The sequence below is a fragment of the Stutzerimonas tianxiuensis genome, assembly GCF_053470365.1.
In genome coordinates this window covers 257,243-282,764 of record NZ_JBPVWS010000003.1, presented here as the reverse complement: position 1 = coordinate 282,764, position 25,522 = coordinate 257,243, and the positions used below count along the sequence as shown (strand labels likewise).

The window sequence follows — 25,522 nt, the reverse complement described above, 5'->3', positions numbered from 1 at the left end:
TTTGGCCAGCCGAGGCGGAAAAGTAAGCCAGCTAGTCTATAAACGAGATGAGCTAATGTTTATAAACAACTGATAAATAGCGTTTTTATACCCTTCTTAATAAATCACTTTAAGTCAGGGTCCATGGCATCAGAACTGATGCGCCAAATGCCGAAGGGCAAGTGCCAGGGCTCAATCCGCATAAACTGAGTCTTGCCGTACCAAGTCCAGCGATGACCGTTCATAAGGTCTTCGCCTCGGGTCTCGGCATTGTCCGGGAGCCCCATCTCCCACAGCGGCAGCTCGAAATGCGCTTCCTGGGCGTTATGTGGGTCAAGGCTAACCGCAACCAGGATGAAGTTCTTCAGATCCGGCGTGCGTTTGCCGAAGAACAGGATGTTGTCGTTGTAGGCCGTGTATGCCTTGAACCCCAAATGCGTCTGCAGGGCCGGGTTCTGCCTGCGGATTCGATTGAGCTGGGCAATCTCGGCAACGATGTTGCCCGGTGCGTGATAGTCCCGTACTCGTATCTGGTACTTCTCCGAATCCAGGTACTCCTCCTTGCCTGGAATCGCCGCCGATTCGCACAGTTCAAACCCCGAGTACATGCCCCACAGCCCGGAGCCCATCGTCGCCAGCGCCGCGCGAATCAGGAACCCAGCGCGCCCGGAGTCGTGCAAGAAGAACGGGTTGATGTCCGGCGTGTTGACGAAGAAGTTAGGCCGGTAGCAATCGCGAAGCGGATGCTCGTTGAGCTCGGTGAGATATTCGCTGAGCTCAGCTTTGTTGTTGCGCCAGGTGAAGTAGGTGTAGCTCTGGTTGAAGCCAGCCTTGCCCAGGCGCGCCATCATCGCCGGCTTGGTGAAAGCCTCAGAAAGGAACATGACATCCGGGTCTCGCTCGCGGATATCGGCAATCATCCACTCCCAGAATGGCAGCGGTTTGGTGTGCGGATTATCGACGCGGAAGATCTTCACGCCCTGCTCCACCCAGTGCCAGATCACATCGCGCAGGGCGATCCACAGATCGGGCATGGCGTCCTCGGCGTAGAAATCGACGTTGACGATGTCCTGGTACTTTTTCGGCGGGTTCTCCGCATAGCGGATGGTCCCGTCCGGTCGCCAGGAGAACCAGCCCGGATGCTCGTTGAGCCACGGGTGATCCTGCGAACACTGAATCGCGAAGTCGAGTGCGATTTCCAGACCGTGCTCTCGGGCCGCAGCGACCAGTGCGCGGAAATCGTCAAGCGTACCCAGCTCCGGGTGAACAGCATCGTGCCCACCGGCTTCGCTGCCGATTGCATACGGGCTGCCTGGATCATCCGGACCGGCATGCAGGGTGTTGTTCGGGCCTTTGCGGTGCTGCCGGCCGATAGGGTGAATCGGCGTGAAATAGAGCACGTCGAAGCCCATGTCGCGGATCGACGGCAAACGCTTGTGTACGTCGTGGAAGGTACCGTGACGGTTGGGGTCATCGGTTTCAGAGCGGGGGAACAACTCGTACCAGCTGGCAAACAGTGCAAGCGGTCGCTCGACCTCCACCGGGTATACATCGCTCTGGCTGCAATGCTCACGTGGGTCTGCATCAGCCATCGCCGCGGCGGTTTCACTGGCCAGCATCACCGAGACGCGCTCGTCGTCCAGGTGCGCCACGCTCAGGCGGTGCAGCAGATCATCGAGGATGGCCTTGGTTTCGCCCTGCGCGCGTTGGCTGGCGCGCTCAAGCAGCAGTCGTCCTTCTTCCAGCTCAAGCTGCACTGGAACGCCGGCGGTGTGCTTCTTCGACAGCTCGTAACGGTAGGTCTCGTAGATATCCCACCAGGCTTCGATCATGAACTCGTGTGATGCGACCTGGGTTGGGGTGAACTGCCCCTCCCAGCTGTCGTTGCCGATCAACTTGAGCCGTGCGCGGCGCCAGGTGGTTTCGTCCTTGGTCCGCCAGCAGATCGTCGCAGCGAGCTGATCGTGCCCATCGGCAAAGATCTTGCTCGTGACGTTGATCGGGTGGCCAATGGTTGCCTTTGCGGCAAATCGCCCCCCTTCAAGGACGGGTTGGGTAGATTCAATGGCGATGCGCGGCATCCGCAAGGCCTGTTCAAGTCGGGGGTGAATCACCGGATGGGGCTTTGCATCGGTCATCGAACGGGGCTCCTAGGCGAAATGACAGCGAAACGGCAAAACCTCCCCGCTCGTGATTGGCGATCGAGCGGGGTTGGCAATACCGGCGGAAAACCCTTCATGCGGGCTTTCTCGGGCTCTGTTCTTTCCGAACCAAAGGAGGCGTGAAAAGTTCAGCAGGAAGGCCGCTACCGCTAGTCACAGACAGCGCTGCGGTTGTTTTAGGACAAACGCCGGACAGAACGGCCGGCGTGTGGGTGCATTGCTCCAGTAGGAGCCAGTTTGCTGGCAATTCGAAGCGCATTTGATGTGCGGCTGCCCCCAAAGGTGCCCGGCTGAAACATACGCCTGGTGCGCTAGTCACCACCGACGATCAGCAACGGGTTGTACCCGCTACGGCCGTATTCGCCCTGTTCGGCCAGCAGCATATCGAGCGCAAGGCTGGCAAGGTCGTCTGCTACCGGGTCAGCGCGCCCGTGCTCCTCGCGCAACATGACCTTGAGATAGCTGTGACATTCGCCGCACGACTCCGCCTGAACCGGCATAGCAGGCTTGCCTTGCTCGTCATCCAACGTCAGGTACAGCAGCTTCGCACCGCTGTCACAGACACTGCACTTGAGTCGCTCCAGATGCCACTCAGTGGCGCACAGCGAGCAATGCAGATAACGCACGCCCGCGCGGTGACGTTCGTTGTGAATGACGCTGGCGACCGGTGGGGCACCGCAGCACGGGCACAGCCCTTTCGCTTCGCCCACAGGTTTTTCGGGGGGCCGAGGCAACGCCATCGCCAGCCTCATCCAACTGATCTGCAGGGCGGCGGCGACCAGTGGCAGCAACGGCCGGCTAGTTTCATCACCGGGTCGGGCCTCGAGAACGTCGTCCGCCAACGCATCGAGCTGCTCACGCGAGGATTCCCGGAGTCTCTTGAGCAACGGTCGTTGAATCTCCCCTACGTGAAGCTCCATCGCATCAAGCATCGACAGCAGGTCTTCATTCCAGGGCACGTCACGCTTCAAGGCCTGAAAACCGAGTGGCGGCAGCCCATGCTTCAACGCTTGATCGAATGCGTCCTCAGCCGGACGCCAAACTGGTTCCCGCTCAATCAGTACCTGGTGCTGGGCTTGCACCAAGCGCGCCATGAAGGCGAGAAACTCATCCAGCGGTGGAACCTGCTGGACGAGTTCCCGCAGCCTCGTCGCACGCTTGCTGAACACTTTGGCGTTCGGCAACACCACATTTGGCGCCTCCATGATTCCCGATGGCGCACTTCCAAAAGAGTGGTTCACTGCAGCTCCTTACGTTCGTTTCGAGGGTACGTCCCGGTTGGGCGACAGACCGCCCGGATCCTCATGCCCTCCCTTGCGGCGTACCTCGTCATACCAGAGACCGTGGTGGTGACGCGCCCAGGCGTGGCTTACACGTCCCTGCGTCATCGCGCGTACCGACCCCTTCACCCAGATCGCCGAGTAGATGTGGATCACCAGTGTGATGATCGCAATGAAGGCGGTGTATGCATGGATGGTGACCGCCCAGCGCAGCGCCCAGACCGGCATGTCATCGGCGATCCATGGGCGCCAGAGAACGATGCCGGTGATCAGCAGCACCGGCACAGTGGCGAGGAAGATCCAGTACACCAGCTTCTGCCCGGCGTTGTTCTTGCCTACCGGCGGCAGTCGCTCGTCGCGGTTGGCCAGCACGTCGCGGATCTGCTTCATCCATTGCACATCGTGACGACGGATCAGGTTGTCGCCGAAAAAGCGCACCGCCTGGATGACGAAGAACAACGACATGAACACGCCGATGTACGGGTGAACGATGCGCGTCGGCTCTGGCCCGCCGAACAGCGCGGTCAGGCCGAAGAAGAACGGGTAGAACAACGCCAACCCGCTCAGCACGAGCAGCACGAAGCTGATCGCGATGAGCCAGTGATTTACGCGCGTCCACCAGCCATAGCGCAGGATGCCGTGTTTGACATTCGAGTGGCTCATAGCCGGTCCTCCCCGCGCTTGTCGATTTCACGGGCGTCATGCGCATTTTCCGGATCCGGATCGTCCTCCGGCTCCTCTTTCGGCCCTTTCATCACGTAATGGAAGAAGCCCGCCAGCACCGACATGCCCAGCGCCACCGACATGATCGGTTTGGTCACCCCTTTCCACAGCTCGACCGTGGGCGCGATATGGGGATCACGCGGCAACCCGCTGTAGAGCTCCGGCCTGTCGTTGTGCTGCAGCACATAGACCACGTGAGTGCCGCCAACACCTGGCGGATCGTAGATCCCGGCATTTTCGTAACCACGCCCCTGCAGATCCGCGACTCGGTGCGCACCGTAGTCGAGCATGTCTTCCTTGGTGCCGAACATGATGGCCGAGGTCGGGCAGCTCTTGACGCACGCCGGCTCCAGCCCGTTGTAGACCCGATCCGAACACAGGGTGCACTTGTACGCCTTGTTGTCCTTTTTCGAGATTCGCGGAATGTCGAACGGGCAACCCGCCACGCAATAACCACAGCCGATGCAATGCTCGGAATTGAAATCGACGATGCCGTTGGCGTACTGCACGATGGCGCCGGGTGACGGGCAGGCCTTGAGACAGCCAGGCTCGGCGCAATGCATGCAGTTGTCCTTGCGGATCAGCCATTCGAGGTTGCCCTGCTCGTCCTCGTATTCCGAGAAACGCATCACCTCGAATGACTCAGGCGAAAGGTCCTGAGGGTTGTTGTAAGTACCGTCACACTCCCCAACCTCGTCGCGCAGGTCGTTCCACTCCGAGCACGCCACCTGACAGGCCTTGCAGCCAATGCAGACCGACACGTCGATCAGTTTGGTGACCTTCTCCACACCCCCATGGCGTACCTGTGGCGAAGGCGTGGTCGTCGCCGAACGGGCGATGATGTTTTGCAGATTGATCTGGTCGCCTCTCATCAGAGGATCCCTCCGACTTTTTCCACGTTCACCAGGAACGACTTGAACTCTGGCGTCTGCGTATTACCGTCGCCCACGAAGGGTGTCAGGGTGTTGGTCAGGTGCGCCTTCTTCGCCACACCCTTGAACCCCCAGTGAATCGGGATACCGATCTGATGCACCGTGCGGCCGTCGATCTCCAGCGGCACCAGCCGTTTGGTGACCACCGCCACGGCGGTGATATAGCCGCGCTTGGAGCTGACCTTGACCCGATCACCGGCCGCAATGCCCAGTTCGCCGGCGAGCACTTCGCTGATCTCGATGAACTTCTCCGGCTGAGCGATGGCGTTGAGCCGCGCATGGGTGGTCCAGTAATGGAAGTGCTCGGTCAGGCGATAGGTCGTCGCCGCATAGGGGAATTCCGTGTTTGAACCGAACGAGTCGCGGTCCTGCTCGAACACCCGGGCGATGGGGTTATGCAGCGCCAAGGGGTTGTCCGGGCTCAGTGGATTGCGGTCGATCGGCGTCTCCATGGGCTCGTAATGCTCGGGGAAAGGCCCTTCGTTCAACCATTCGCAGGCGAAGAAATGCCCACGTCCGGTCTGGGTGACGATGAACGGACCCACCCCTTGCGAGGGCGGCGACGTGACCGGGAAGTCGGGCACATCAGCGCCTGTCCAGCGCTCGCCGTTCCACCAGATGAACGCCTTGTTCGGTGCCCATGGCGTACCGTCGGGACGCGCCGAAGCGCGGTTATAGAGCAGTCGCCGATTCATCGGCCAGGCCCAGGCCCAGCCCAGGGTATTACCGGTGTTGTAGGGGTCCGAATTGTCGCGACGGGCCATCATGTTGCCCTGCTCGGGCCAGGCGCCGGAATAGATCCAGCAACCACAGGCGGTCGAGCCGTCCGAGCGCAGTTCACTGAAATCCTGCAACTGCTCGCCTTTGCGCCGAATGACCTTGCCGCTGTCATCGGTAATGTCCGCCAGTGCGCGACCGTTGTACTCCATGGCCAGTTCGGATGCCTTGGGATACTGCGGCACCTTGTAGTTCCACGTCAGATTGAGGATCGGATCGGGGAAGGCACCACCCTCCTCCTGGTACATGAGCTTCAGGCGCAACATGACCTCACCCAGGATCTCCGTATCGGTCATGGCTTCGCCCGGGCCAGGCACGGCCCGCTCATGCCATTGCAACCAGCGCGCACTGTTGGTGATGGAGCCGTCATCCTCCGCAAAACAGGTGGTCGGCAACCGGAACACCTCGGTGGGGATCTGCGACGGGTCGACGTCGTGGTATTCACCGAAGTTTTTCCAGAACTCGCCTGTCTCCACGGTGAGCGGGTCCATGATCACCAGGAATTTAAGCTTCGACAGACCGTCCATGACCTTCGCCTTGTTCGGGAAAGCCGCCAGAATGTTGAAGCCCTGACAGAATGCGCCGGTCATCTTGCCAAGCGTCATGTCGTTGATGGCGTACAGCACGTCATAGATTGGTTCGGACAGCTTTGGCAGCCAGTCGTAGCACCAATTGTTTTCCTTGGCTGCCACATCGCCGTACCAATCTTTCATCAAACTGACGAAGAACCGCTCATAGAACTTCCAGTAGGAAACCTCGCCTTCGAGCAGCGGCAGCTTGATGCGGGTCTTCATGTAGTCCTCGTAGGACTGCAGGTTCACCGACGGAAGATTCATGTAGCCGGGGAGCAGGTTTGACAGCAACCCGATGTCCGTAAGCCCCTGAATGTTGGAATGCCCGCGCAGCGCATTCACGCCGCCACCCGGCATTCCCATGTTGCCCAGCAACAGCTGGACCATGGCTCCGCAGCGGATGATCTGCGAGCCGATGGTGTGCTGCGTCCAGCCCAGGGCGTAGAGGATGGTCATGGTCTTGTCGGGCGCCGAAGTGGTCGCCATCAGGTCCCAGAGCTCAAGCACCTTTGCCTTGGGCATGCCGCAGATGTTTTCCACCTGATCGACGCTGTAGCGGCTGTAATGCTGACGTAACAGCTGCAGTACACAGCGTGGATGCTGCAACGTAGGGTCGGTTCGGGCGAAGCCGTTTTCGTCCAGCTCGAAATTCCAGGTTTTCCGGTCGTAGGTTCGATCTGCAGGGTTGTACCCAGTGAACAACCCTTCCTCGAAACCAAACCCCTCGGCCACGATCAGGCTGGCGTCGGTGTACTCGCGAACGTACTCATGGGCATAGCGCTCGGTTTCGATCAGATAGTTGATGAAACCACCAAGGAACACGATATCCGTGCCGGTACGAAGCCAGGCGTGATAGTCCGCAACTGCGGTGGTGCGATTGAAGCGTGGGTCAATCGAAATAAGGACAGCATTGCTGCGCTGCTTGGCATGCATGACCCAGCGGAAGCCCACCGGATGCGCTTCAGCCGAATTGCCGCCCATCGACAGGATGACATTGGCGTTGGCAATGTCGGTCCAGTGATTCGTCATGGCACCGCGACCAAATGTTGGGGCAAGACCTGCCACCGTTGGTCCGTGTCAAACGCGAGCCTGGTTGTCTATTTTGAGAATGCCGAGCGCTCGGGTGATCTTCTGCGTGAGATAGGCCGTCTCGTTGGTACAGGCCGAAGCCGCTACCATCGATGTGGTCATCCAGCGGTTGACCAGCCGGCCCTGCTCGTCATGCGTCTCGAAATTCCGGTCGCGGTCATCTTTCATGTGCCGGGCGATACGCGCGAAGGCCTCGTCCCAGCTGATGCGCTTCCACTCATTGGTGTAAGGCTCACGGACCTCAGGGTATTTGACCCTCGATTCGCTCTTGATGAAGTCGAGAACACCTGCGCCGCGTGGGCAAAGCGAACCGCGGCTGACCGGGTGATCCGGATCGCCTTCGACGTGGTAGATCTCGTCGATCACGTTGATCGCGCCATCGCCACGGGAGTAAAGCAGCATGCCGCAGCCTACTGAGCAGTAGGTGCAGATATTGCGGGTCATTTTTGCGCCGGTCAGCTTGAAGTGACGAATCGACGCGAAGGCTTCATCAGGCGCAAATCCCATCATGGCCATGCTCGACGCGCCTACACCAGCCGCACCGAACTTCAGGAACTGTCGCCGGGATACTCGCACGGTCATCGGTATCTCCTGTTACTTATTGTGTCTGTCCATCTAACAGGTCGACTGGACCGCTCTGGAATGGTTCCTCCAGAGGGACAGACGGGCGTCACAGTCGTTACGCTTAAAAGGCTAGTTCAGGACCTCGACCATCAACAGGTCACCCGTCGCGTCACTGGCGCGCAGCGAGGTCTTTTAACAGTTGAGCCGAGAGAATCTGGCGGGTCGCAGGGTATTCGGCCCAGGGATCGTGCTTCAGGTTGTCGAGGCGCTCATGCAGGTTGAGGATATTCCATTGACCGGCGCCGCTGATCTGCTGCAATTCCTCCCGGGCGATGGGTACGGAAACCGGCAAACCGGGCCTTGCCCGCGCGGAAAAGGCAGCGACCGTGCTCGCGCCCCGCTGGTTGCGCAGGTAGTCGACGAAGATCTTGCCGACCCGGTTCTTCGGCCCCATCTTCGCGACGATTTGCTCCGGTGCCTCCTTTGCCAGCCGGACCGTAACGCCACGGGCAAATTCATTTGCGCAATCCCAGCTGTGACGACGGTCGATGGGCACGACTACGTGTACGCCCCGGCCTCCGCTGGTTTTGAGGAAGGCCCGAAGACCGAGTTCGTCGAGCAGGTCGAGGGTCATGCAGGTGGCTCGCACCATGCTCGACCATGGCAGTTCCGGGTCGGGATCAAGATCGAAAACGACCCGGTCCGGCTTGTCGATCCGATCGCTACGCGCATTCCAGGTGTGGAACTCGATGGTGCCCATCTGCACCGCCTCGACCACCGCAGTCACGCTGTCCGCCTGGATCAGACGGGCGTGTTCGGGATCCAGTGATTTATCCAGTACGCGCATGTGGGGCATTTTCAAACGTCCACAGTGGCGCTGGAAGAAACTATCGCCACTCACGCCCTCAGGGGCGCGAACAATCGACAGCGGCCGCTTGGCCAACTGAGGCGTCAGCCATTCACCGACTGCCAGGTAGTATTCAGCGAGCTGCAGCTTGGTGGCGCCGCTGGCCGGGTCGATGACCCGCTGCGGGTTACTGATGCCGATACCGCCCACATCGGGGCGGCTCTTGGCCGCCTTCTCAGCCATGGGCAATCCTCATGGGCTCAGCTCGCCTTCTTGCTGCTGGACTTGCTGGCAGCGGGTTTGCTGGCACTCGTCTTGCGTGCCGTCGAAGTTTTGCTGGTTGAAGACTTACTGGCAGTGGATTTGGCTGGAGCCTTGGATTTGCTCGCTGCGGTTTTGCTCGTGGTCCGCTTGGCCGGGGCAGCAGCCTCTTCGCTGTCATCCTCGTCGACTTCTTCCGCCGGTGCAGCTTTCTTGGCTGACGACTTGCCGGCCAGGCTGCGCTTGAGCAGCTCGGTCAGATCGATGACATCGGCGCTGCGACGATCCACTGCTTCTTCCGGCCCACCCACGGCTTCGAGCTTGCCTTCTCGGGCCTTGGTCTCCACCAGATCCATGATCTGATCCTGAAAGGTGTCTTTGTACTGCTCGGGGTTCCAGTCTTCGCTCATGTCCTCGACCAACCGCTTGGCCATGTCGAGTTCCTTGGGGTTGAGGTCGGGGTTAAGCGCTTCGTCCTTCATCTCAAGGTATTCCACGCCGCGAACCTCATCGGCCCAGCGCAAGGTATTCATGACCAGCGCCTTGCCCAGCGGCATCACAACCGCCAGATGCTGCTTGTTGCGTAGCACAACATTGGCGATGCCGACCTTACCGGTCTGCTCCAGGGTTTCGCGGAGCAATGCATAGACCTTTTCACCCCTTCGGTCCGGGGTGAGGTAGTACGGCGTAGCGATGTACAGGAAAGAAATGTCCTTGGCATCGACAAAGGCAACGATATCGACCGTCTGCGTGGCTTCAGGGTGGGCTGATTTGATTTCATCATCACTGATGACGACGTAATTACCCTTTTCGTACTCCACGCCTTTGACGATGTTCTCGCTTTCGATGTCTTCCCCAGTGGTCTTGTTGATGCGCTTGTAGCCGACCCTGTCCATGCTGCGTTTATCCAGCCAGTCGAAATCGATACCCTGCCGGGTCGTAGCCGGTACAAGCGCGACGGGGATGTGAACGAGGCCGAAACTGACGGCGCCTTTCCAGATCGTACGGGGCATATGCCTTACCTCCTGTCGACAGTCGTTCGGTCAGCCGTTGAGCACAGTGCCGCCGTTTACGTGAATAACTTGTCCACTGACGTAGGACGAGTCGCTGCTGGCCAGATACACGTATGCCGGCGCCACTTCATCAGGCTGCCCCGGACGCTCCATAGGCACGTTGGCGCCGAATTTCTTCACCTTTTCTTCATCGAACGTCGACGGAATCAGCGGCGTCCAGATCGGCCCAGGCGCTACTCCGTTCACGCGGATTCCGCGGTCGGCGATGTTGATCGACAGCGAACGGGTAAATGAGGTGATTGCGCCCTTGGTCGACGAGTAATCCAACAGGTGCGGGCTGCCCTTGTAGGCGGTAACCGAGGTCGTGTTGATGATGGAGGCGCCTTTTTTCAGATGCGGCAGTGCGGCCTTGGTCATCTGGAACATGCCGAAGATGTTGGTGCGGAAGGTTTTCTCCCACTGCTCTTCGCTGATGTCCTCGAGCTTTTCCTGCGGATGCTGCTCGGCTGCGTTGTTGACCAGGATGTCGAGTTTGCCGAACGCGCTCAGCGTTTCATCGATCACCTTGCGGCATACACCGCGGTCCGCCACGTCGCCGGCGAAAGTCAGGCATTTGCGCCCCTGCTCTTCCACTACGCGCTTGGTTTGCTCGGCGTCCTGGTGCTGATCCAGATAAAGAATCGCCACGTCAGCGCCTTCGCGGGCAAATAACACCGCGACAGAGCGGCCGATACCACTGTCGCCACCGGTAATGACCGCAACCTTGCCCGTGAGCTTGCCGGCGGCCTTGTAGTCCTCTCCACGGTACTCCGGGCGAGGGCTCATCTCGCTTTCCTTGCCAGGCTCCGGTTGCTGTTGAGGTGGGAGCGTCTGGTTTTCGTCGGGCATGCTGGATCCTCCGTAAGAGCCTGAAAGCTGTATTCGGAGGACTTGACGGCGGAAGGAAAAGTTTCTGTGAAGCGATGAGAGGCCCCTGAACAGGGGCCTCGGACAATCAGTCGACGCGCAGTGCGACCCGCCCACGCGGAGCACCACTCTCAACATACTCGTGCGCGGCCACCACCTCGTCGAAGGTAAATACTTTGTCGACCTGCGGAGTGACCAGACGATCGGCCGTGAGCTGGTTGATGTGCAGCAAGGCACGCTCGACTGCGTCGCGGTTCTGCTCGATGCCCAGTTCGGGCTGGCCAGTAAAATCACAGAGGCAATGCAGGAAGAACTTGAAGTTCTTCTTGAACGCTGCGCAGGCGGGAAACGCGGTCTCGTTACCACCGTTAAGCCCATAGAGGATCAGTTTGCCGCGCGGTGCGATCACGTCGCCCAGCAGCTTCATCTGCGAGCCGCCGCAACCGTCGAGTACGACTTCCACGCCAGCCCCACCGGTGATCTTCTGCAGCCGCCCGACCAGATCTTCCTCTTCGGTAACGATGACCGTCTCGGCACCCAACTCACGCAGGAAGTCGCGATCCTCAGCCGTCTCGCAGGTGGCGATCACACGTCCGCCAAGTGCTTTCGCCAGCTGCACCGCAGAAGGCCCGGTGCAATGCCGCGCCTGGGTGACCAGCACGTATTGTCCAGGCTCGAGCTGAGCCAGTTCGATCAGGGCGAAATAAGACACCAGTGCCGGCGTGTAGTGGACGCAGGCCTCGATTGCGCTGAGCATTTCTGGATAGTGGACCAATGCCGCCTGCGGCAGCAGGACCTGCTCGCCGTACAGGGGGTACTGGTTGAGATCGTGCGCAGGGAAGCTGGCGACACGATCACCCACCGCGAAACCGTCTACATCATCACCTACCGCCAACACCTCGCCGGCGATCTCGCTGCCCAGCCCTGCCGGGAGCTTGGCGTGACGCGGAGCCAAGTCCTGCCGCCAGAGTACGTCGTTCCAGCTGATGCCGATCGCTTTCACGTCGACAAGCACCTCGCCCGGGCCAGGCTTTGGCACGTCGCGCTGCTCATAACGCAGCACTTCGGCTGGCCCGAACTGGTGGAAACGGATGATGCGGGACATTGAAAGACCCCTCGATTACTACTGTGCCAGTGACTCTATCTGCACCGCCGGAACAACTCCAGCGCCGATCCCTGCATTCCGCTCGATAGTCGCCATGCGTGGGAATGATGATGAGCTGTATGTAAACCTGCGCCACAGACTGCAGGTTTGTGTAATTCCAAAGCTGAAATGGACATGCCGGCGTCACTCCGATCTGTCTAGAATGCAACCGCAACCCTCCAGAAGGTCAGCCGCGCCTTTGTCTGACCACAGCTTGAAGTGAATGGCATGAACCGCAACGACCTTCGCCGCGTGGATCTGAATCTGCTTATCGTCTTCGAAACGCTGATGCATGAGCGCAGCGTGACTCGCGCCGCTGAAAAGCTGTTTCTTGGGCAGCCCGCCATCAGTGCCGCCCTGGCACGCCTGCGTACGTTGTTTGACGACCCGCTGTTCGTGCGCACCGGGCGCAGCATGGAGCCCACCGCACGCGCGCAAGAGATCGCCGGGTTGCTGTCGCCAGCGCTGGATTCGATCTCCACGGCCGTCAGCCGCGCCTCGGACTTCAACCCGGCCACCAGCGAACTGGTGTTTCGCATCGGCCTGACCGATGAGGTGGAATTTGCCCTGCTACCGCAATTGCTCAGGCGCGTCCGTGCCGAAGCGCCGGGCGTGGTGCTGGTAGTGCGTCGTGCCAATTACCTGTTGATGCCGGGCCTGCTTGCCTCGGGCGAGATCTCGGTGGGGGTCTGCTACACCGAGGAACTGCCGGCCAACGCCAAGCGCAAGGTATTGCGCAGACCGAAACCCATGCTGCTGCGTGCCGACAGCATCCCTGGCCGTATGACGATGGAAGACTACTGCTCGCGCCCGCACGCCATGGTTTCCTTTGCTGGCGACCTGAACGGCTATATCGATGACGAGTTGGCGCTGCACGGCTGCAAGCGAAAGGTCGTGCTGGCGGTGCCGCAGTTCAACGGGTTGGCGAGCCTGCTGGCCGGAACCGACCTGGTCGCGACCATGCCGGACTATGCCGCCGCAGCGCTTGCCGCCAACGGTGGCGTGCGGGCCGAGCCGCTGCCATTCGAGACCAGCCAGGACTTCGAGCTGTCCATGGCCTGGCGCGGCGCTCAGGACAACGACCCGGCCGAGCGCTGGCTGCGCTCGCGCATCCAGATGTTCGTAGGCGATCCGGACAGTCTCTGAACCCAGATCGCCATGATGTCCAGCACGGGTTGCCGCTCGGGCGCAGAGGCCCCCTGTAGCTGCAATTGATGACGCCTTTTACTCTCTTCTGCTCCTTAATGTAGCCAGCGCGGCCGGGCTTGGGGCGGGCTGAAGCTCAACCTGCAGCGCCATCCATGACAAATGCTGCAACATCATCCCGAATGATATTCACATTCGCCTTGTTCGATTTCTGCTTGAGCAGCCCTGCCGCCACACTTCCGCCATCAAAAAAACGAGTTGCGGAGTCAAGCATGGATCGTTCACTCAAAGCCTTGCGTTACCCATTGGTTGCGGTTGCTGCCGCCCTTTTAGGCGCATGCGGTAAAGCGCCCGAAGCCACCGAAGCGGCCATGCCGCCCCCCGCCGTCAGTGTTGCCGAGGTCATCGAACAGCAGGTGACCGAATGGGACGAGCTCACCGGCCGCCTGGAAGCGCCCGAATCGGTCGATATTCGTCCTCGCGTGTCGGGCTTCATCGATAAGGTCGCGTTCGAAGAAGGCTCGCTGGTGAAGAAAGGCGATCTGCTGTTTCAGATCGACCCGCGCCCGTTTGAAGCGCAGGTCAAGCGCCTGCAGGCCGAATTGCAGCAGGCTCGTGCCACTGAGCGCCGGACCGCAAGCGAAGCCGAGCGCGGTGAGCGACTGCGCGCCAACAATGCCATTTCCGCCGAACTGGCTGACGCGCGAGCCAGCGCCGCCAGCGAAGCGAAGTCCGCCGTCGCCGCCATCCAGGCTCAGCTCGATGCCGCCAAGCTCGATCTCGGGTTCACCCGCGTCACCGCCCCCATCGATGGCCGCGCAGGTCGTGCGCTGATTACAGCGGGCAACCTGGTCAATGCTGGCGAAGCCTTGCTGACAACGCTGGTCTCCACCGACAAGGTCTATGCCTACTTCGAGGCGGACGAACGCACCTACCTGAAGTACCGCGAACTCGCCCGTAACGGTGAGCGTAGCGAGGAGACACCGGTGTATCTCGGGCTCTCCAGCGAGGCAGGCCACCCTCATCTGGGGCACATGGACTTCATCGACAATCAGGTCGACCCACGCACCGGCACCATTCGCGGACGCGCCGTGTTCGACAACCGTGACGGGCGCTTCACTCCCGGTCTTTACGCCCGCCTGAAGCTGGTCGGTAGCGCCACCTACGACGCCGTCCTGATCAAGGATGTCGCGGTCGGAACCGATCTTGGGAAGAAGTTCGTCCTGGTGCTCGGGGAGGACGACACCGTCAACTATCGCGCCATCGAGCTGGGTCCGAAGCTGGAGGGCCTGCGCATCGTTCGTAGCGGTCTGGAGGAAGGTGAAACCATCGTCGTGAACGGCCTGCAGCGCGTGCGACCCGGTAATGCCGTACAGCCAGAGGACGTACCGATGGCAGATGCGGACACCCTCGCCGCGCTGAAAGAACAGAGCCGTGCCATATCGGCAGCGATGAACCCGCAGGTGGTCGACCGGACCCTGGCGCGAGGGCCGAGCAGTTGACGTTCAGCACGTCCCACTGACCGGCGCCAAGGCGCCAACTCAAACAAAACCAATTCCGTCAGGGCACGTCGCGCGTGCCCTCTCCCCCGGAGTGCGTCATGAATTTCTCCCAGTTCTTCATCCAGCGGCCAATCTTTGCCGCGGTGCTATCACTGATCATCTTGATCGGTGGCGCCATATCGCTGTTCCAGCTGCCGATCAGCGAATATCCCGAAGTCGTGCCACCGACTGTCGTGGTGCGCGCCAGCTTCCCGGGCGCCAACCCGAAAGTGATCGGCGAAACCGTCGCGTCTCCCCTCGAACAGGCCATCACCGGTGTCGAGGGCATGCTCTACATGTCGTCCCAGGCAACCGCTGACGGCAAGCTGACCCTGACCATCACCTTCGCTCTGGGGACCGATCTGGATAACGCCCAGGTGCAGGTGCAGAACCGCGTCACGCGTACCCAACCGACGTTGCCGACCGAAGTGCAGCGCCTTGGCGTAACGGTAGACAAGGCATCGCCGGACCTGACGATGGTGGTGCACCTGACATCGCCGGACGAGCGCTACGACATGCTCTATCTCTCCAACTATGCGGCGCTCAACGTCAAGGACGAGCTGGCGCGACTGGACGGGATTGGCGATGTGCAGCTGTTCGGCATGGGTGATTATTCGCTGCGCGTCTGGCTCGACCCGAACAAGGTCGCCTCGCGCAACCTCACCGCAACCGACGTGGTTAACGCGATCCGCGAGCAGAACCGTCAGGTTGCGGCGGGTTCGCTGGGTGCGCCACCCGCGCCGGGCGCGACGGACTTCCAGCTGTCGATCAACACACAGGGCCGGCTGGTCAGCGAAGAAGAGTTCGAGAACATCATCATTCGCGCCGGTGAAGACGGTTCGATCACTCGCCTCCGGGACATCGCTCGTATCGAACTGGGCTCCAGTCAATACGCACTGCGTTCACTGCTTAACAACCAGCCTGCCGTTGCCATCCCGGTTTTCCAGCGTCCTGGCTCAAACGCCATCGAAATCTCGGACTCAGTGCGTGCTCGCATGGCCGAACTGAAGAAGGACTTCCCTGAAGGCGTGGACTACGAAATCGTCTACGACCCAACCATCTTCGTGCGCGGTTCTATCGAGGCGGTGGTGCATACCCTGCTTGAAGCGATTGTGCTCGTGGTGCTGGTGGTGATTCTGTTCTTGCAAACCTGGCGCGCGTCGATCATCCCGCTGGCCGCCGTACCGGTATCACTCATCGGCACCTTTGCCGTGATGCACATGCTGGGTTTCTCGCTCAATGCGCTGTCACTGTTCGGCCTGGTGCTGGCAATCGGCATCGTGGTGGATGACGCCATCGTGGTGGTGGAGAACGTCGAGCGGAACATCGGCCTCGGCAAGTCGCCAGTGGAAGCCACCAAGCAGGCGATGAAGGAAGTGACTGGGCCGATCATCGCCACGGCGCTGGTGCTCTGCGCGGTGTTCATCCCGACTGCCTTCATCTCGGGCCTTACCGGGCAGTTCTATCAACAGTTTGCGTTGACCATTGCGATTTCGACGGTCATTTCCGCCTTCAACTCCCTGACCCTGTCGCCAGCGTTGGCTGCCGCGTTGCTGCGTAGCCATGACGCGCCTAAAGACGGCTTCTCACGCCTGCTGGACAAGCTGTTCGGCGGCTGGCTGTTCGCCCCCTTCAACCGGGTATTCGAACGCGCCAGCCACGGCTACGTCGGTGCGGTTAAACGCATTCTGCGTGGCAGCGGCATTGCCCTGGTGGTTTATCTCGGCCTAGTCGGACTCGGCTATATGGGCTTCGCCAGCACACCGACCGGTTTCGTGCCGCCGCAGGACAAGCAGTACCTGGTGGCCTTTGCGCAACTGCCGGATGCCGCCACGCTGGATCGCACGGAAGACGTCATCAAACGCATGTCACAGATCGCTGCCGAGCATCCCGGTGTCGAGAACACCGTGGCCTTCCCAGGCCTGTCGATCAACGGATTCACCAACAGCCCGAACAGCGGCATCGTCTTCACCCCGCTCAAGCCCTTTGATGAGCGCAGTGATCCCTCACTGTCCGCCAACGCCATCGCGGCTGATCTGAACGGCCAGTTCGCGCAAATTCAGGACGCCTTCATCGCGATCTTCCCGCCGCCACCGGTGCAAGGGTTGGGCACCATCGGCGGCTTCCGCGTGCAGGTGCAGGACCGCGGCAATCTTGGCTACGAAGAGCTGTACAAACAGGTGCAGAACGTCATCGCCAAGAGCGCGGACTATCCCGAGCTAGCCGGGCTGTTTACCAGCTATCAGGTCAACGTGCCGCAGATCGATGCCGACATCGACCGGGAGAAAGCTAAGACCCACGGGGTGGCTATCGATCAGATCTTCGACACCATGCAGGTCTATCTCGGCTCGCTGTATGCCAACGACTTCAACCGTTTTGGTCGCACCTATCAAGTCAACGTCCAGGCCGAGCAGAAGTTTCGCCTGACGCCCGACCAGATCGGCCAGCTGAAGGTGCGCAACAACCGTGGCGAGATGGTCCCGCTGTCGACCTTCGTCAAGGTCAGCGACAGTTCCGGCCCGGATCGCGTGATGCACTACAACGGCTTCCTGACCGCTGAAATCAACGGTGCGGCCGCGCCCGGCTACAGCTCCGGTCAGGCCGAAGCTGCGATGGAGCGGCTGCTGCAAGCTGAGCTACCGAATGGCATGAGCTTCGAATGGACCGAGCTGACCTATCAGCAGATCCTGGCGGGGAACACTGCAATGTTCGTCTTCCCGCTCTGCGTGCTGCTGGCCTTCCTGGTATTAGCGGCGCAGTACGAGAGCTGGAGCTTGCCATTGGCGGTGATCCTGATCGTACCTATGACACTGCTCTCGGCCATCACCGGGGTGATCTTGTCGGGCGGCGACAACAACGTGTTTACCCAGATTGGCCTGATCGTGCTCGTCGGCCTGGCGTGCAAGAACGCGATCCTGATCGTCGAGTTCGCCAAGGACAAACAGGAAGAAGGCATGGATCGCCTATCCGCTGTGCTCGAGGCCTGCCGCCTGCGGCTGCGCCCGATCCTGATGACCAGCTTCGCGTTCATTATGGGTGTGGTTCCGTTGGTGCTCTCCTCCGGCGCCGGTGCTGAGATGCGGCATGCCATGGGTGTAGCAGTGTTCAGCGGCATGCTTGGCGTGACCTTTTTCGGGCTGTTGCTGACGCCGGTGTTCTACCTGGTCATTCGCGCCTTCGTCGAACGGCGCGCGGAGAAAAAAGCAATACTGAAGGAGGTGCACGCATGAAGGCTGTCATTAGCACACCGCTTCTGCTCGCGGCCGCCATAGCCTTGAGCGCCTGCGCGGTGGGGCCGGATTACCGCGCACCGGACGTCGCTCCGGCGCATATCGAAAGGGCTGCGGCGACTGGCTTCGATCAGTCGCGTTTTCAGGCGGCTTGGTGGCGCCAGTTCGATGACCCGACGCTGGATGCTCTGGTGGGTGAAGCATTGTCCGAGAACCGCGAACTGCGCATCGCATTCGCCCGGCTCCGCGCCGCTCGTTCCATTCGCGATGACGTGACCAATGATCGCTTCCCTACCGTAACCGCAGGGGCCGGTGCTGAGTATGGCGAGGCTCAGCAGCCGGGCTTCGGCGAGGAGCGCAGCAGCATCGAGCGCTACGATCTGGGACTGGACATGGCCTGGGAACTCGACCTGTTCGGCCGAGTTCAGCGGCGCATCGAAGCCAGCGAGGCACAGAGCGAAGCCGCGGAAGCCGAGCTTTATCAACTACAGGTCAGCCTGATTGCCGAACTGGTCGATGCCTACGGCCAGCTGCGCGGCGCGCAATTGCGTGAACGCATCGCCCGGGAAAACCTTGAGAACCAGCGCAACTCACATCGTTTGACTGAGCAGTTGCGCGACGCGGGCGTGGGTAACGAGCTCGACGTGCTGCGTGCTGATGCGCGGCTAGCAGCGACCCAGGCCAGCTTGCCGCAACTGCAGGCACAGCAGACCCGGGCAACCAATCGCATCGCGACCCTGCTCGGCCAGCGCGCCGACACACTCAGCGTCGACCTGACGCCGCGCGAGTTGCCTGCCATCGCCAAGGCTCTGCCGATTGGTGACCCCACCGAGCTGCTACGTCGCCGACCGGACATTCTCGCGGCCGAACGACAGCTGGCAGCGGCAACTGCCAACGTGGGCGTAGCGACGGCTGATCTGTTTCCGCGGGTAAGCCTGAGCGGTTTTCTGGGCTTCATCGCCGGGCGCGGTTCTCAGATCGGATCAAGTGCGGCGCAGGCCTGGGGTGTAGCGCCAAGCATTACCTGGGCGGCGTTCGACATGGGCAGCGTTCGCGCCAGGCTGCGCGGTGCAGAAGCAGACGCCGAAGGTGCGTTGGCCAGTTATGAGCAGCAGGTCCTGCTGGCGCTGGAGGAATCGGAAAACGCGTTCAGCGACTATGCGCGCGCCCAGGAGCGACTGCTCGCACTGCTGCGTCAGTCCGGCGCCAGTCGCGCGGCAGCGGAGCAAGCGGCAATCCGCTACCGGGAAGGCACGGTGGACTTTCTGGTGCTACTGGATGCCGAGCGGGAGCGCCTGGCGGCGGAGGATGCGCAGGCGCAGGCCGAAGTCGAGGTGTATCGCGGCGTCGTGGGCCTCTACAAGGCACTTGGCGGCGGGTGGCAGCTCGCCAGCAACTGACGGGAAGCCTCTCTGCGCCGTTGAATTGCGGCGCAGAGCAGTCGCTCTCAGCGGCCAAAGTGTGACCTGTTGCAACTCCCGCTCCCTCAATTATGAATTCTGTGAGAAAGCCCTTTTTACGGTGCGGCTTATTTGGCATAACGCTTCATTGAAGCTCAATCACATCCGTCTCCCGGATGTCATGCCAACCCACCAAAAATAAAGAGCCTTTTCATGATCAAGCCGATCATCACCCTCGCTGGCCTAGTGCTGGCGTTGACCGCGACCGCGGTCGAAGCTGAGCCGATCGTCATCAAGTTCTCGCACGTCGTCGCTGAAGACACCCCGAAAGGCAAGGGTGCCCTGCTGTTCAAGAAACTGGTTGAAGAGCGTCTACCCGGCCAGGTGACCGTCGAGGTTTATCCCAACTCGACACTGTTCGGTGATGCCAACGAGCTTGAGGCATTGGCCAACGACGAGGTGCAGCTGCTGGCGCCGTCGTTAGCGAAGTTCGAGAAGTACACCAAGCAGGTGCAAGTATTCGATCTGCCTTTCCTGTTCGACGACCTGGAGGCCGTCAACCGGTTTCAGAAGCGCGCCAAGGGCCGCCAATTGCTGCGCTCGATGGAAAAGGAAAACATCACTGGCCTGGCTTACTGGCACAACGGAATGAAGCAGCTATCGGCAACGAAGGCGCTGTTGCAGCCGAGCGATGCCATGGGGCTGGCGTTCCGTATCCAGCCCTCCGCCGTTCTGGAATCGCAATTCGCTCAGGTAGGCGCAGCCACCAAGAAGATTCCGTTTGCCGAGGTCTACACATCGTTGCAGAACGGCACCGTCCAAGGGGCAGAAAACCCCTGGTCGAACATCTACAGCAAGAAGATGCACACGGTGCAGCCCTACATCACCGAATCCAACCATGGCGTGCTCGACTACATGCTGGTGAGCAATACGCGGTTCTGGTTCGGCATACCGCATCAGCTGCGTACCGAGCTGGAGGGCATCATCGACGAGGTCACCTTCGAGGTGAACCGTGCCGCGGAAGAAGCCAACCAGGCCGACCGTGAGCGGATCCGCAAAGCGGGCACATCGGAGATCGTCGAACTGACGCCTGAACAACGCGAAGCCTGGCGCGAAGCCATGCGACCGGTGTGGCAAGAATTCGAACCAGTGATTGGCGCTGACATCATCAAGGCGGCGCAAACGGTCAATCGCAAGCAGCGCAACTGATTACTCCCCGCCTCTCCTCCCAGCCGCGGCAGCAACGCCGCGGTTTGCCAACGCCGCTCGGCGAGTCCCTAAGTTCTTTAGCCTTCTATTAACCCCTCAGCGTGAAGCCTGCTCGCCGGAAGGCGTTTTGCACTCACGCGTCATTGGTCTCAGCGCTCTGACGCCTCCAGTACGGGCTCGAAATCCAACTGCGCTTCTTCCCATCCGCCGCCTAGCGCCGCGATCAGTTGAACGCTGGCGGCGAGCTGATCACCCAACAGCGTCAGATAGGTCCGCTCGTTGTTCAGCGCACTGGTTTGCACGGTGGCAACGCTGAGGAAGTCCACGGTGCCCGCGCGGTACTGGTTCTGGATCAGGCGCAGCGATTCCTGCGCGGCCTCCAGCGCTTGTCGCTGAACCACGGCCTCAGCCGCGAGAACACGCAGTTGCACCAGGTTGTCCTCGACCTCACGGAAGCTGTCGAGCACCGTCTGGCGATAGTTGGCCACTGTCAGGTCATAGTTGGCTTCGGCAGCTTCGAGGTCAGCGCGACGGCCACCAAAATCAAGCAATGTGACTGCCAGCTGCGGGCCGAGCGACCAGAAGCGGTTGGGAAGACTGATCAGGTCAGTAAAGCTGCTGTTTCGATAGCCACCGCTCGCGCTCAGCGTCAGGTCCGGATACCAGGCCGCTTCGGCCACCCCGATCTGTGCATTGGCCGCGATCACCTGACGTTCGGCCGACGCGATATCCGGGCGACGTTCAAGCAATTGCGAAGGCAGTGCCAGCGGCACTTCCGGCAGCTCCGGAATGTCGTCGAGTTCGGTAATGTTCAGCTCTGCCGGCGGCACCCCGACCAGCACCGCAATAGCGTGCTCCATCTGAGCTCGCTGCCACTGCAAGTCGATGGCCTGAGCCTCGGTACTCCGGAGTTGGGTCAGTGCCTGGGTGACATCGGACTTCGGCACGATGCCTGCGCGATACTGGTTTTCCGTCAACCTCAACGAGCGAGCAAAGGCTTCGACCGTCTGATTCAGCAAACGCTGCTGTTCATCCATCACGCGCAATCGAAGGTAGGTCTGGACGAGCTCGGACTGCAGGCTCAAGCGGACAGCGGCCAGGTCCGCTGCGGTGGCCTGCATATTGGCTCGGTTGGCTTCCAGATTGCGCCGCAGGCGACCCCATATATCCAGTTCCCAGGCCGCATCGAGCCCCACGCTATAACTCTCGCTGATGCCGCTGAAACTGCTGCCAGTCAATGCGGTAGATGAGGTCGAACTGCCCTGCCCGGCACGTGTTGCGCCAGCGCTGCTGCCTACCGTAGGAAACAGCTGTGATCGTGCCCCCATAACCAGTGCCCGCGCCTGGCGGTACTGCGCTTCAGCAGCCGCCAGATTCTGGTTGGAGACATTGAGGCGCCCAACCAAGGCATCCAATGCCACATCACCGTATAGCCGCCACCAATCACCGCGCTCCAGCACATCTGCCGGGTTGGCAACCTTCCACCCTTCGGCCTGTTTGAACTCCGCAGCCATTGGCGGCGCTGGGCGCTGGTAGTCAGGGCCCAAGGTGCAAGCGCCTAGGGAGAAAGCCATGCCCATAAGGGCCAGCGGGCGTAGGGCGTATTTCGAAAACAACTGACTCATAGCGGATCTTCCAGGGCGGCGTCGGTGCGGACACCGCGCCAGCTGTTGAATCGATGCCGCGCGCGGTCCAGATACAGGTAGACCACCGGCGTGGTGTAGAGCGTAAGGATCTGGCTGAGGATCAGGCCACCGATAATCGTCAGGCCCAGCGGCTGGCGCATTTCCGCACCTTCGGCGCCGCCCATGAGCAATGGCAACGCACCAAGGATCGCCGCCATGGTGGTCATCAGGATCGGCCGAAAACGCAACAGGCAGGCCCTACGAATCGACTCATCCGGCGGCAGGTGATCGTTACGTTCGAACTGCAGCGCCAGATCGATCATCAGGATCGCGTTCTTCTTCACCACACCGATCAGCAGGAACAGCCCAAGCAGCGAAATCAGACTGAACTGCTCGCCCGTCAGGATAATTGCCAGCAACGCCCCGACCCCGGCAGATGGCAGCGTTGAAAGGATCGTCAGCGGGTGGATATAACTCTCGTACAGCACGCCGAGCACGATGTAGACGAGCAGCAATGCTCCAAGAATCATGAACGGCTGGCTCTCCTGAGCCGCCTTGAAGACATCACCCGTGCCTCCCAGGCGCCCTTGGACTTCGCTCGGCAGCCCTATCGCCGCCACTGCGCGCTCGATAGCCCGCGTCGCTTGATCCAGGCTGACACCGGGCGCCAGATCGAAATCGATGCTCTCGGCAGCGAATTGCCCATCATGGCTGACCCGGTCCTCCTCAAGACTCCGCTCGTAACGGGCAAAGGCCGAGAGCGGCACGCGTCGGCCGTCGCTGGTGATCACCTGGATCTGCTCCAACACTTCAGGGTGCTGGGCATAGCTTGGGTCGATTTCCATGACAACCCGGTACTGATTGAGCGACTCGTAAATGGTGGATATCTGCCGTTGGCTGAAGGCGTTGTTGAGCAAGGTCGTCACCGTGCTCATGTCGATGCCAAGCCGCTTGGCCGCGTCACGGTCGATCTTCAGGCTGATCTGCTGGGCGCCCTCGCCTTCGTTGGCGTCGATACTGGTGAGCTCCGGCAAAGCCTTGAGCGCCTGGGTCACTTGCGGCACCCAGGTGCGCAGATCAGCCAGATCGCTGGCCAACAGGTTGTACGAATACGCTGAACTGCTCTGCCGACCGCCACCAAATTGCAGATCCTGATCGGCCATCAGGAACATCCGACCACCCGGCACTTTTGGCTGGTTCTTGCGAATACGCTCAATCACTTTCTGCGCAGAGATCTTGCGCTCATCCAATGGCTTTAGCCGGACGATCATGAACGCATTGTTGATGCCGCCCTGCCCGCCGATAAAGCCCGCCACGCTTTCCACGGCTGGGTCGGCCAGTACTGCCTTGCGGTAGGTTTCCATCTTTGGCTGCATGACCTGAAACGACAAGCCGTCGTCGCCGCGAATAAAGCCGGTCAGCTGGCCTGTGTCCTGCTGCGGCAGAAAGGTTTTCGGAACTTCGATGTACAGAAAAACGTTGAGCCCGATGGTCGCCAGCAGCGTAATCAGGGTGATCCGATGATGGCGCAGCGCCCAGCCGAGAGACCTGTCGTAATGGCCTAACAGCCATTGGTGGGCATTGTGACTCCAGCGATGCAGGCGCCCGTCATGCTCAGGCTGGTGGGGTTTGAGCCAACGTGCGCAGAGCATGGGTGTCAGGGTCAGCGAGACCAGCAACGACACCAGAATGGCGGCCGCCAGGGTGATGGAGAACTCTCGGAAAAGCCGTTCGACAAGGCCGCCCATGAACAGAATCGAGACGAATACCACCACCAGCGACAGGTTCATCGACAGCAAGGTGAAGCCAACCTCACGGGTGCCGATATAGGCGGCGCGCATCGGCGGCACACCCTGGTCGATATGTCGTGCAATGTTTTCCAGGACCACGATGGCGTCATCGACCACCAGCCCAGCGGCGAGGATCAAGGCCATCAGCGATAGCACGTTGAGCGAAAAACCGAACAGGTACATCACGGCAAAGGTGCCAACCAGCGATACCGGCACCGCCAGCGCCGGGATCAACGCGGTCCGCACTTTGCCCAGGAACAGGAACACAAGAACGATCACCAGCCCGACAGCAATCAGCAAGGTCCGCTCGGCCTCATGCAGGGTGGCGCGGATCACCGGTGAGCGATCCATTGCGACGGCCATATTGACGCTGCCCGGCACGATCGCCTGCAGAGCCGGCAGCTCGTTACGAATCCCCTCGATGGTTTCGATGATGTTGGCGCCGGCCTGGCGGTTTATGACCAGCAGCACGGCGCGGTCGTTGTTGAAGAAGCCGTCGTTGTAACGATCTTCCACGCCGTCCCTGACCTTCGCGACATCGCTCAGGCGAAGTGCTGCGCCGTCCTGATAGCGAATGATCAGCGGCAGGTAATCTGCGGCTTCATGCAGCTGGTCACTGGCCTGCACCTGCCAGTGGCGGTCGTCGTCTTCGACCATCCCCTTGGGTCGCCGGACATTCGCGTTGGCGATGGTCTGGCGGACCTCATCGAGTGAAACGCCGTACTGCTCCAGTTGCTGTGGTTGCAGCTCGACCCGGACGGCAGGCAGCGAACTCCCTCCCACCTGCACCTCGCCCACCCCAGGGACCTGCGATAGCTTCTGCGCCAGAATCGTCGAGCCGATGTCGTATAGCTGCCCCTTGTCGAGCACGTCGGACGTCAGCGACAACACCATGATCGGTGCCTGGGCTGGGTTGATTTTGCGGTAGCTCGGCATGCTGCGCATCCCGCTGGGCAGCAGATTGCGCGAGGCATTGATCGCCGCCTGCACATCGCGGGCGGCGCCGTTGATATCCCGCTCCAGGTCGAACTGGATGACGATGCGGGTCTGCCCCTGGCTGCTACGACTGCTCATCTGGCTGACGCCTGCGATGCTTCCGAGGGAGCGCTCCAGCGGGGTCGCCACGCTCGAAGCCATGATTTCGGGGCTGGCACCGGGCAGGCTTGCCTGCACGGTGATCACCGGAAAATCCATATTTGGCAGTGGCGAGACCGGTAAGAGACCAAAGCTGACGCTGCCCAGCAGCAGGATCGCCAGGCTCAGCAACATGGTCGCGACCGGGCGCGCGATGAAGGGGGCCGAGAGGTTCATGGCTGCGGGTCGCCGCAAACT

The 25,522-nt window shown here is 60.8% G+C and carries 17 protein-coding genes; 5 read left to right on the top strand and 12 right to left on the bottom strand.

Annotated features, from left to right (window positions below):
• Positions 1 to 104: 104 nt before the first annotated feature.
• The 9 genes from ACSSNI_RS06350 to ACSSNI_RS06310 form a co-directional block, all read right to left on the bottom strand.
• Positions 105 to 2,117: an alpha-1,4-glucan--maltose-1-phosphate maltosyltransferase gene (locus ACSSNI_RS06350; protein WP_102835278.1), complete on the bottom strand. Its 2,013-nt coding sequence runs from the start codon at positions 2,115 to 2,117 to the stop codon at positions 105 to 107.
• A gap of 335 nt (positions 2,118 to 2,452) precedes the next feature.
• Positions 2,453 to 3,346: a formate dehydrogenase accessory protein FdhE gene (fdhE, locus tag ACSSNI_RS06345; RefSeq protein ID WP_200637143.1), complete on the bottom strand. Its 894-nt coding sequence runs from the start codon at positions 3,344 to 3,346 to the stop codon at positions 2,453 to 2,455.
• Positions 3,347 to 3,391: 45 nt separating this feature from the next.
• On the bottom strand, positions 3,392 to 4,084 hold the full coding sequence (locus ACSSNI_RS06340; protein ID WP_148924174.1) for a formate dehydrogenase subunit gamma: 693 nt from the start codon (positions 4,082 to 4,084) through the stop codon (positions 3,392 to 3,394).
• Positions 4,081 to 5,016: a formate dehydrogenase subunit beta gene (gene fdxH / locus ACSSNI_RS06335; protein ID WP_200636817.1), complete on the bottom strand. Its 936-nt coding sequence runs from the start codon at positions 5,014 to 5,016 to the stop codon at positions 4,081 to 4,083. The genes ACSSNI_RS06340 and fdxH overlap by 4 nt, the downstream gene beginning before the upstream one ends.
• The gene (gene fdnG, locus ACSSNI_RS06330) at positions 5,016 to 8,090 is read right to left on the bottom strand and encodes a formate dehydrogenase-N subunit alpha (RefSeq protein ID WP_200637146.1); all 3,075 of its coding nucleotides are present in this window, start codon (positions 8,088 to 8,090) and stop codon (positions 5,016 to 5,018) included. Before fdnG ends, fdxH begins: the two co-directional genes overlap by 1 nt.
• A gap of 157 nt (positions 8,091 to 8,247) precedes the next feature.
• Positions 8,248 to 9,168 (bottom strand): non-homologous end-joining DNA ligase, encoded by a 921-nt coding sequence (gene ligD / locus ACSSNI_RS06325; protein WP_200636819.1) that lies wholly within the window; start codon positions 9,166 to 9,168, stop codon positions 8,248 to 8,250.
• 17 nt (positions 9,169 to 9,185) lie between these two features.
• Positions 9,186 to 10,199 carry a non-homologous end joining protein Ku gene (gene ku, locus ACSSNI_RS06320; protein ID WP_200636821.1) on the bottom strand — a complete coding sequence of 338 codons (1,014 nt, stop codon included), beginning with the start codon at positions 10,197 to 10,199 and terminating at the stop codon, positions 9,186 to 9,188.
• A gap of 30 nt (positions 10,200 to 10,229) precedes the next feature.
• Positions 10,230 to 11,087 carry an SDR family oxidoreductase gene (locus ACSSNI_RS06315; RefSeq protein ID WP_200636822.1) on the bottom strand — a complete coding sequence of 286 codons (858 nt, stop codon included), beginning with the start codon at positions 11,085 to 11,087 and terminating at the stop codon, positions 10,230 to 10,232.
• 106 nt (positions 11,088 to 11,193) lie between these two features.
• Entirely contained in the window at positions 11,194 to 12,210 is a 1,017-nt protein-coding gene (locus ACSSNI_RS06310; protein WP_200636823.1) for a zinc-dependent alcohol dehydrogenase family protein, read from the bottom strand.
• A gap of 267 nt (positions 12,211 to 12,477) precedes the next feature.
• Here ACSSNI_RS06310 and ACSSNI_RS06305 point away from each other — a divergent pair, with 267 nt between their 5' ends.
• Positions 12,478 to 13,395 carry a LysR family transcriptional regulator gene (locus ACSSNI_RS06305; RefSeq protein WP_102835288.1) on the top strand — a complete coding sequence of 306 codons (918 nt, stop codon included), beginning with the start codon at positions 12,478 to 12,480 and terminating at the stop codon, positions 13,393 to 13,395.
• A gap of 136 nt (positions 13,396 to 13,531) precedes the next feature.
• Here ACSSNI_RS06305 and ACSSNI_RS06300 read toward each other — a convergent pair whose 3' ends face one another.
• Entirely contained in the window at positions 13,532 to 13,669 is a 138-nt protein-coding gene (locus ACSSNI_RS06300; protein ID WP_200636824.1) for a hypothetical protein, read from the bottom strand.
• On the opposite strand from ACSSNI_RS06300, the gene mexE reads away from it, so the two are divergent.
• The 4 genes from mexE (at position 13,668) to ACSSNI_RS06280 (ending at position 20,775) form a co-directional block, all read left to right on the top strand.
• Positions 13,668 to 14,897, top strand: coding sequence for a multidrug efflux RND transporter periplasmic adaptor subunit MexE (mexE, locus tag ACSSNI_RS06295; RefSeq protein ID WP_200636825.1), 1,230 nt, complete (start codon positions 13,668 to 13,670; stop codon positions 14,895 to 14,897). The two genes, ACSSNI_RS06300 and mexE, sit on opposite strands and share 2 nt — an antisense overlap.
• A gap of 98 nt (positions 14,898 to 14,995) precedes the next feature.
• Positions 14,996 to 18,166, top strand: coding sequence for an efflux RND transporter permease subunit (locus ACSSNI_RS06290; protein WP_200636826.1), 3,171 nt, complete (start codon positions 14,996 to 14,998; stop codon positions 18,164 to 18,166).
• Positions 18,163 to 19,566, top strand: a complete 1,404-nt coding sequence (locus ACSSNI_RS06285; protein ID WP_200636828.1) for an efflux transporter outer membrane subunit — start codon at positions 18,163 to 18,165, stop codon at positions 19,564 to 19,566. The genes ACSSNI_RS06290 and ACSSNI_RS06285 overlap by 4 nt, the downstream gene beginning before the upstream one ends.
• A gap of 216 nt (positions 19,567 to 19,782) precedes the next feature.
• A complete protein-coding gene (locus ACSSNI_RS06280) occupies positions 19,783 to 20,775 on the top strand; it encodes a TRAP transporter substrate-binding protein (RefSeq protein ID WP_200637147.1) in 993 nt (330 codons plus the stop codon).
• 149 nt (positions 20,776 to 20,924) lie between these two features.
• On the opposite strand, the gene ACSSNI_RS06275 is transcribed toward ACSSNI_RS06280, so the two are convergent.
• Both ACSSNI_RS06275 and ACSSNI_RS06270 read right to left on the bottom strand, forming a co-directional pair.
• Positions 20,925 to 22,400, bottom strand: coding sequence for an efflux transporter outer membrane subunit (locus ACSSNI_RS06275; protein ID WP_200636830.1), 1,476 nt, complete (start codon positions 22,398 to 22,400; stop codon positions 20,925 to 20,927).
• Complete coding sequence (locus ACSSNI_RS06270) at positions 22,397 to 25,501, bottom strand: efflux RND transporter permease subunit (RefSeq protein WP_200636832.1); 3,105 nt, start codon at positions 25,499 to 25,501, stop codon at positions 22,397 to 22,399. Before ACSSNI_RS06270 ends, ACSSNI_RS06275 begins: the two co-directional genes overlap by 4 nt.
• Positions 25,502 to 25,522 lie beyond the last annotated feature (21 nt).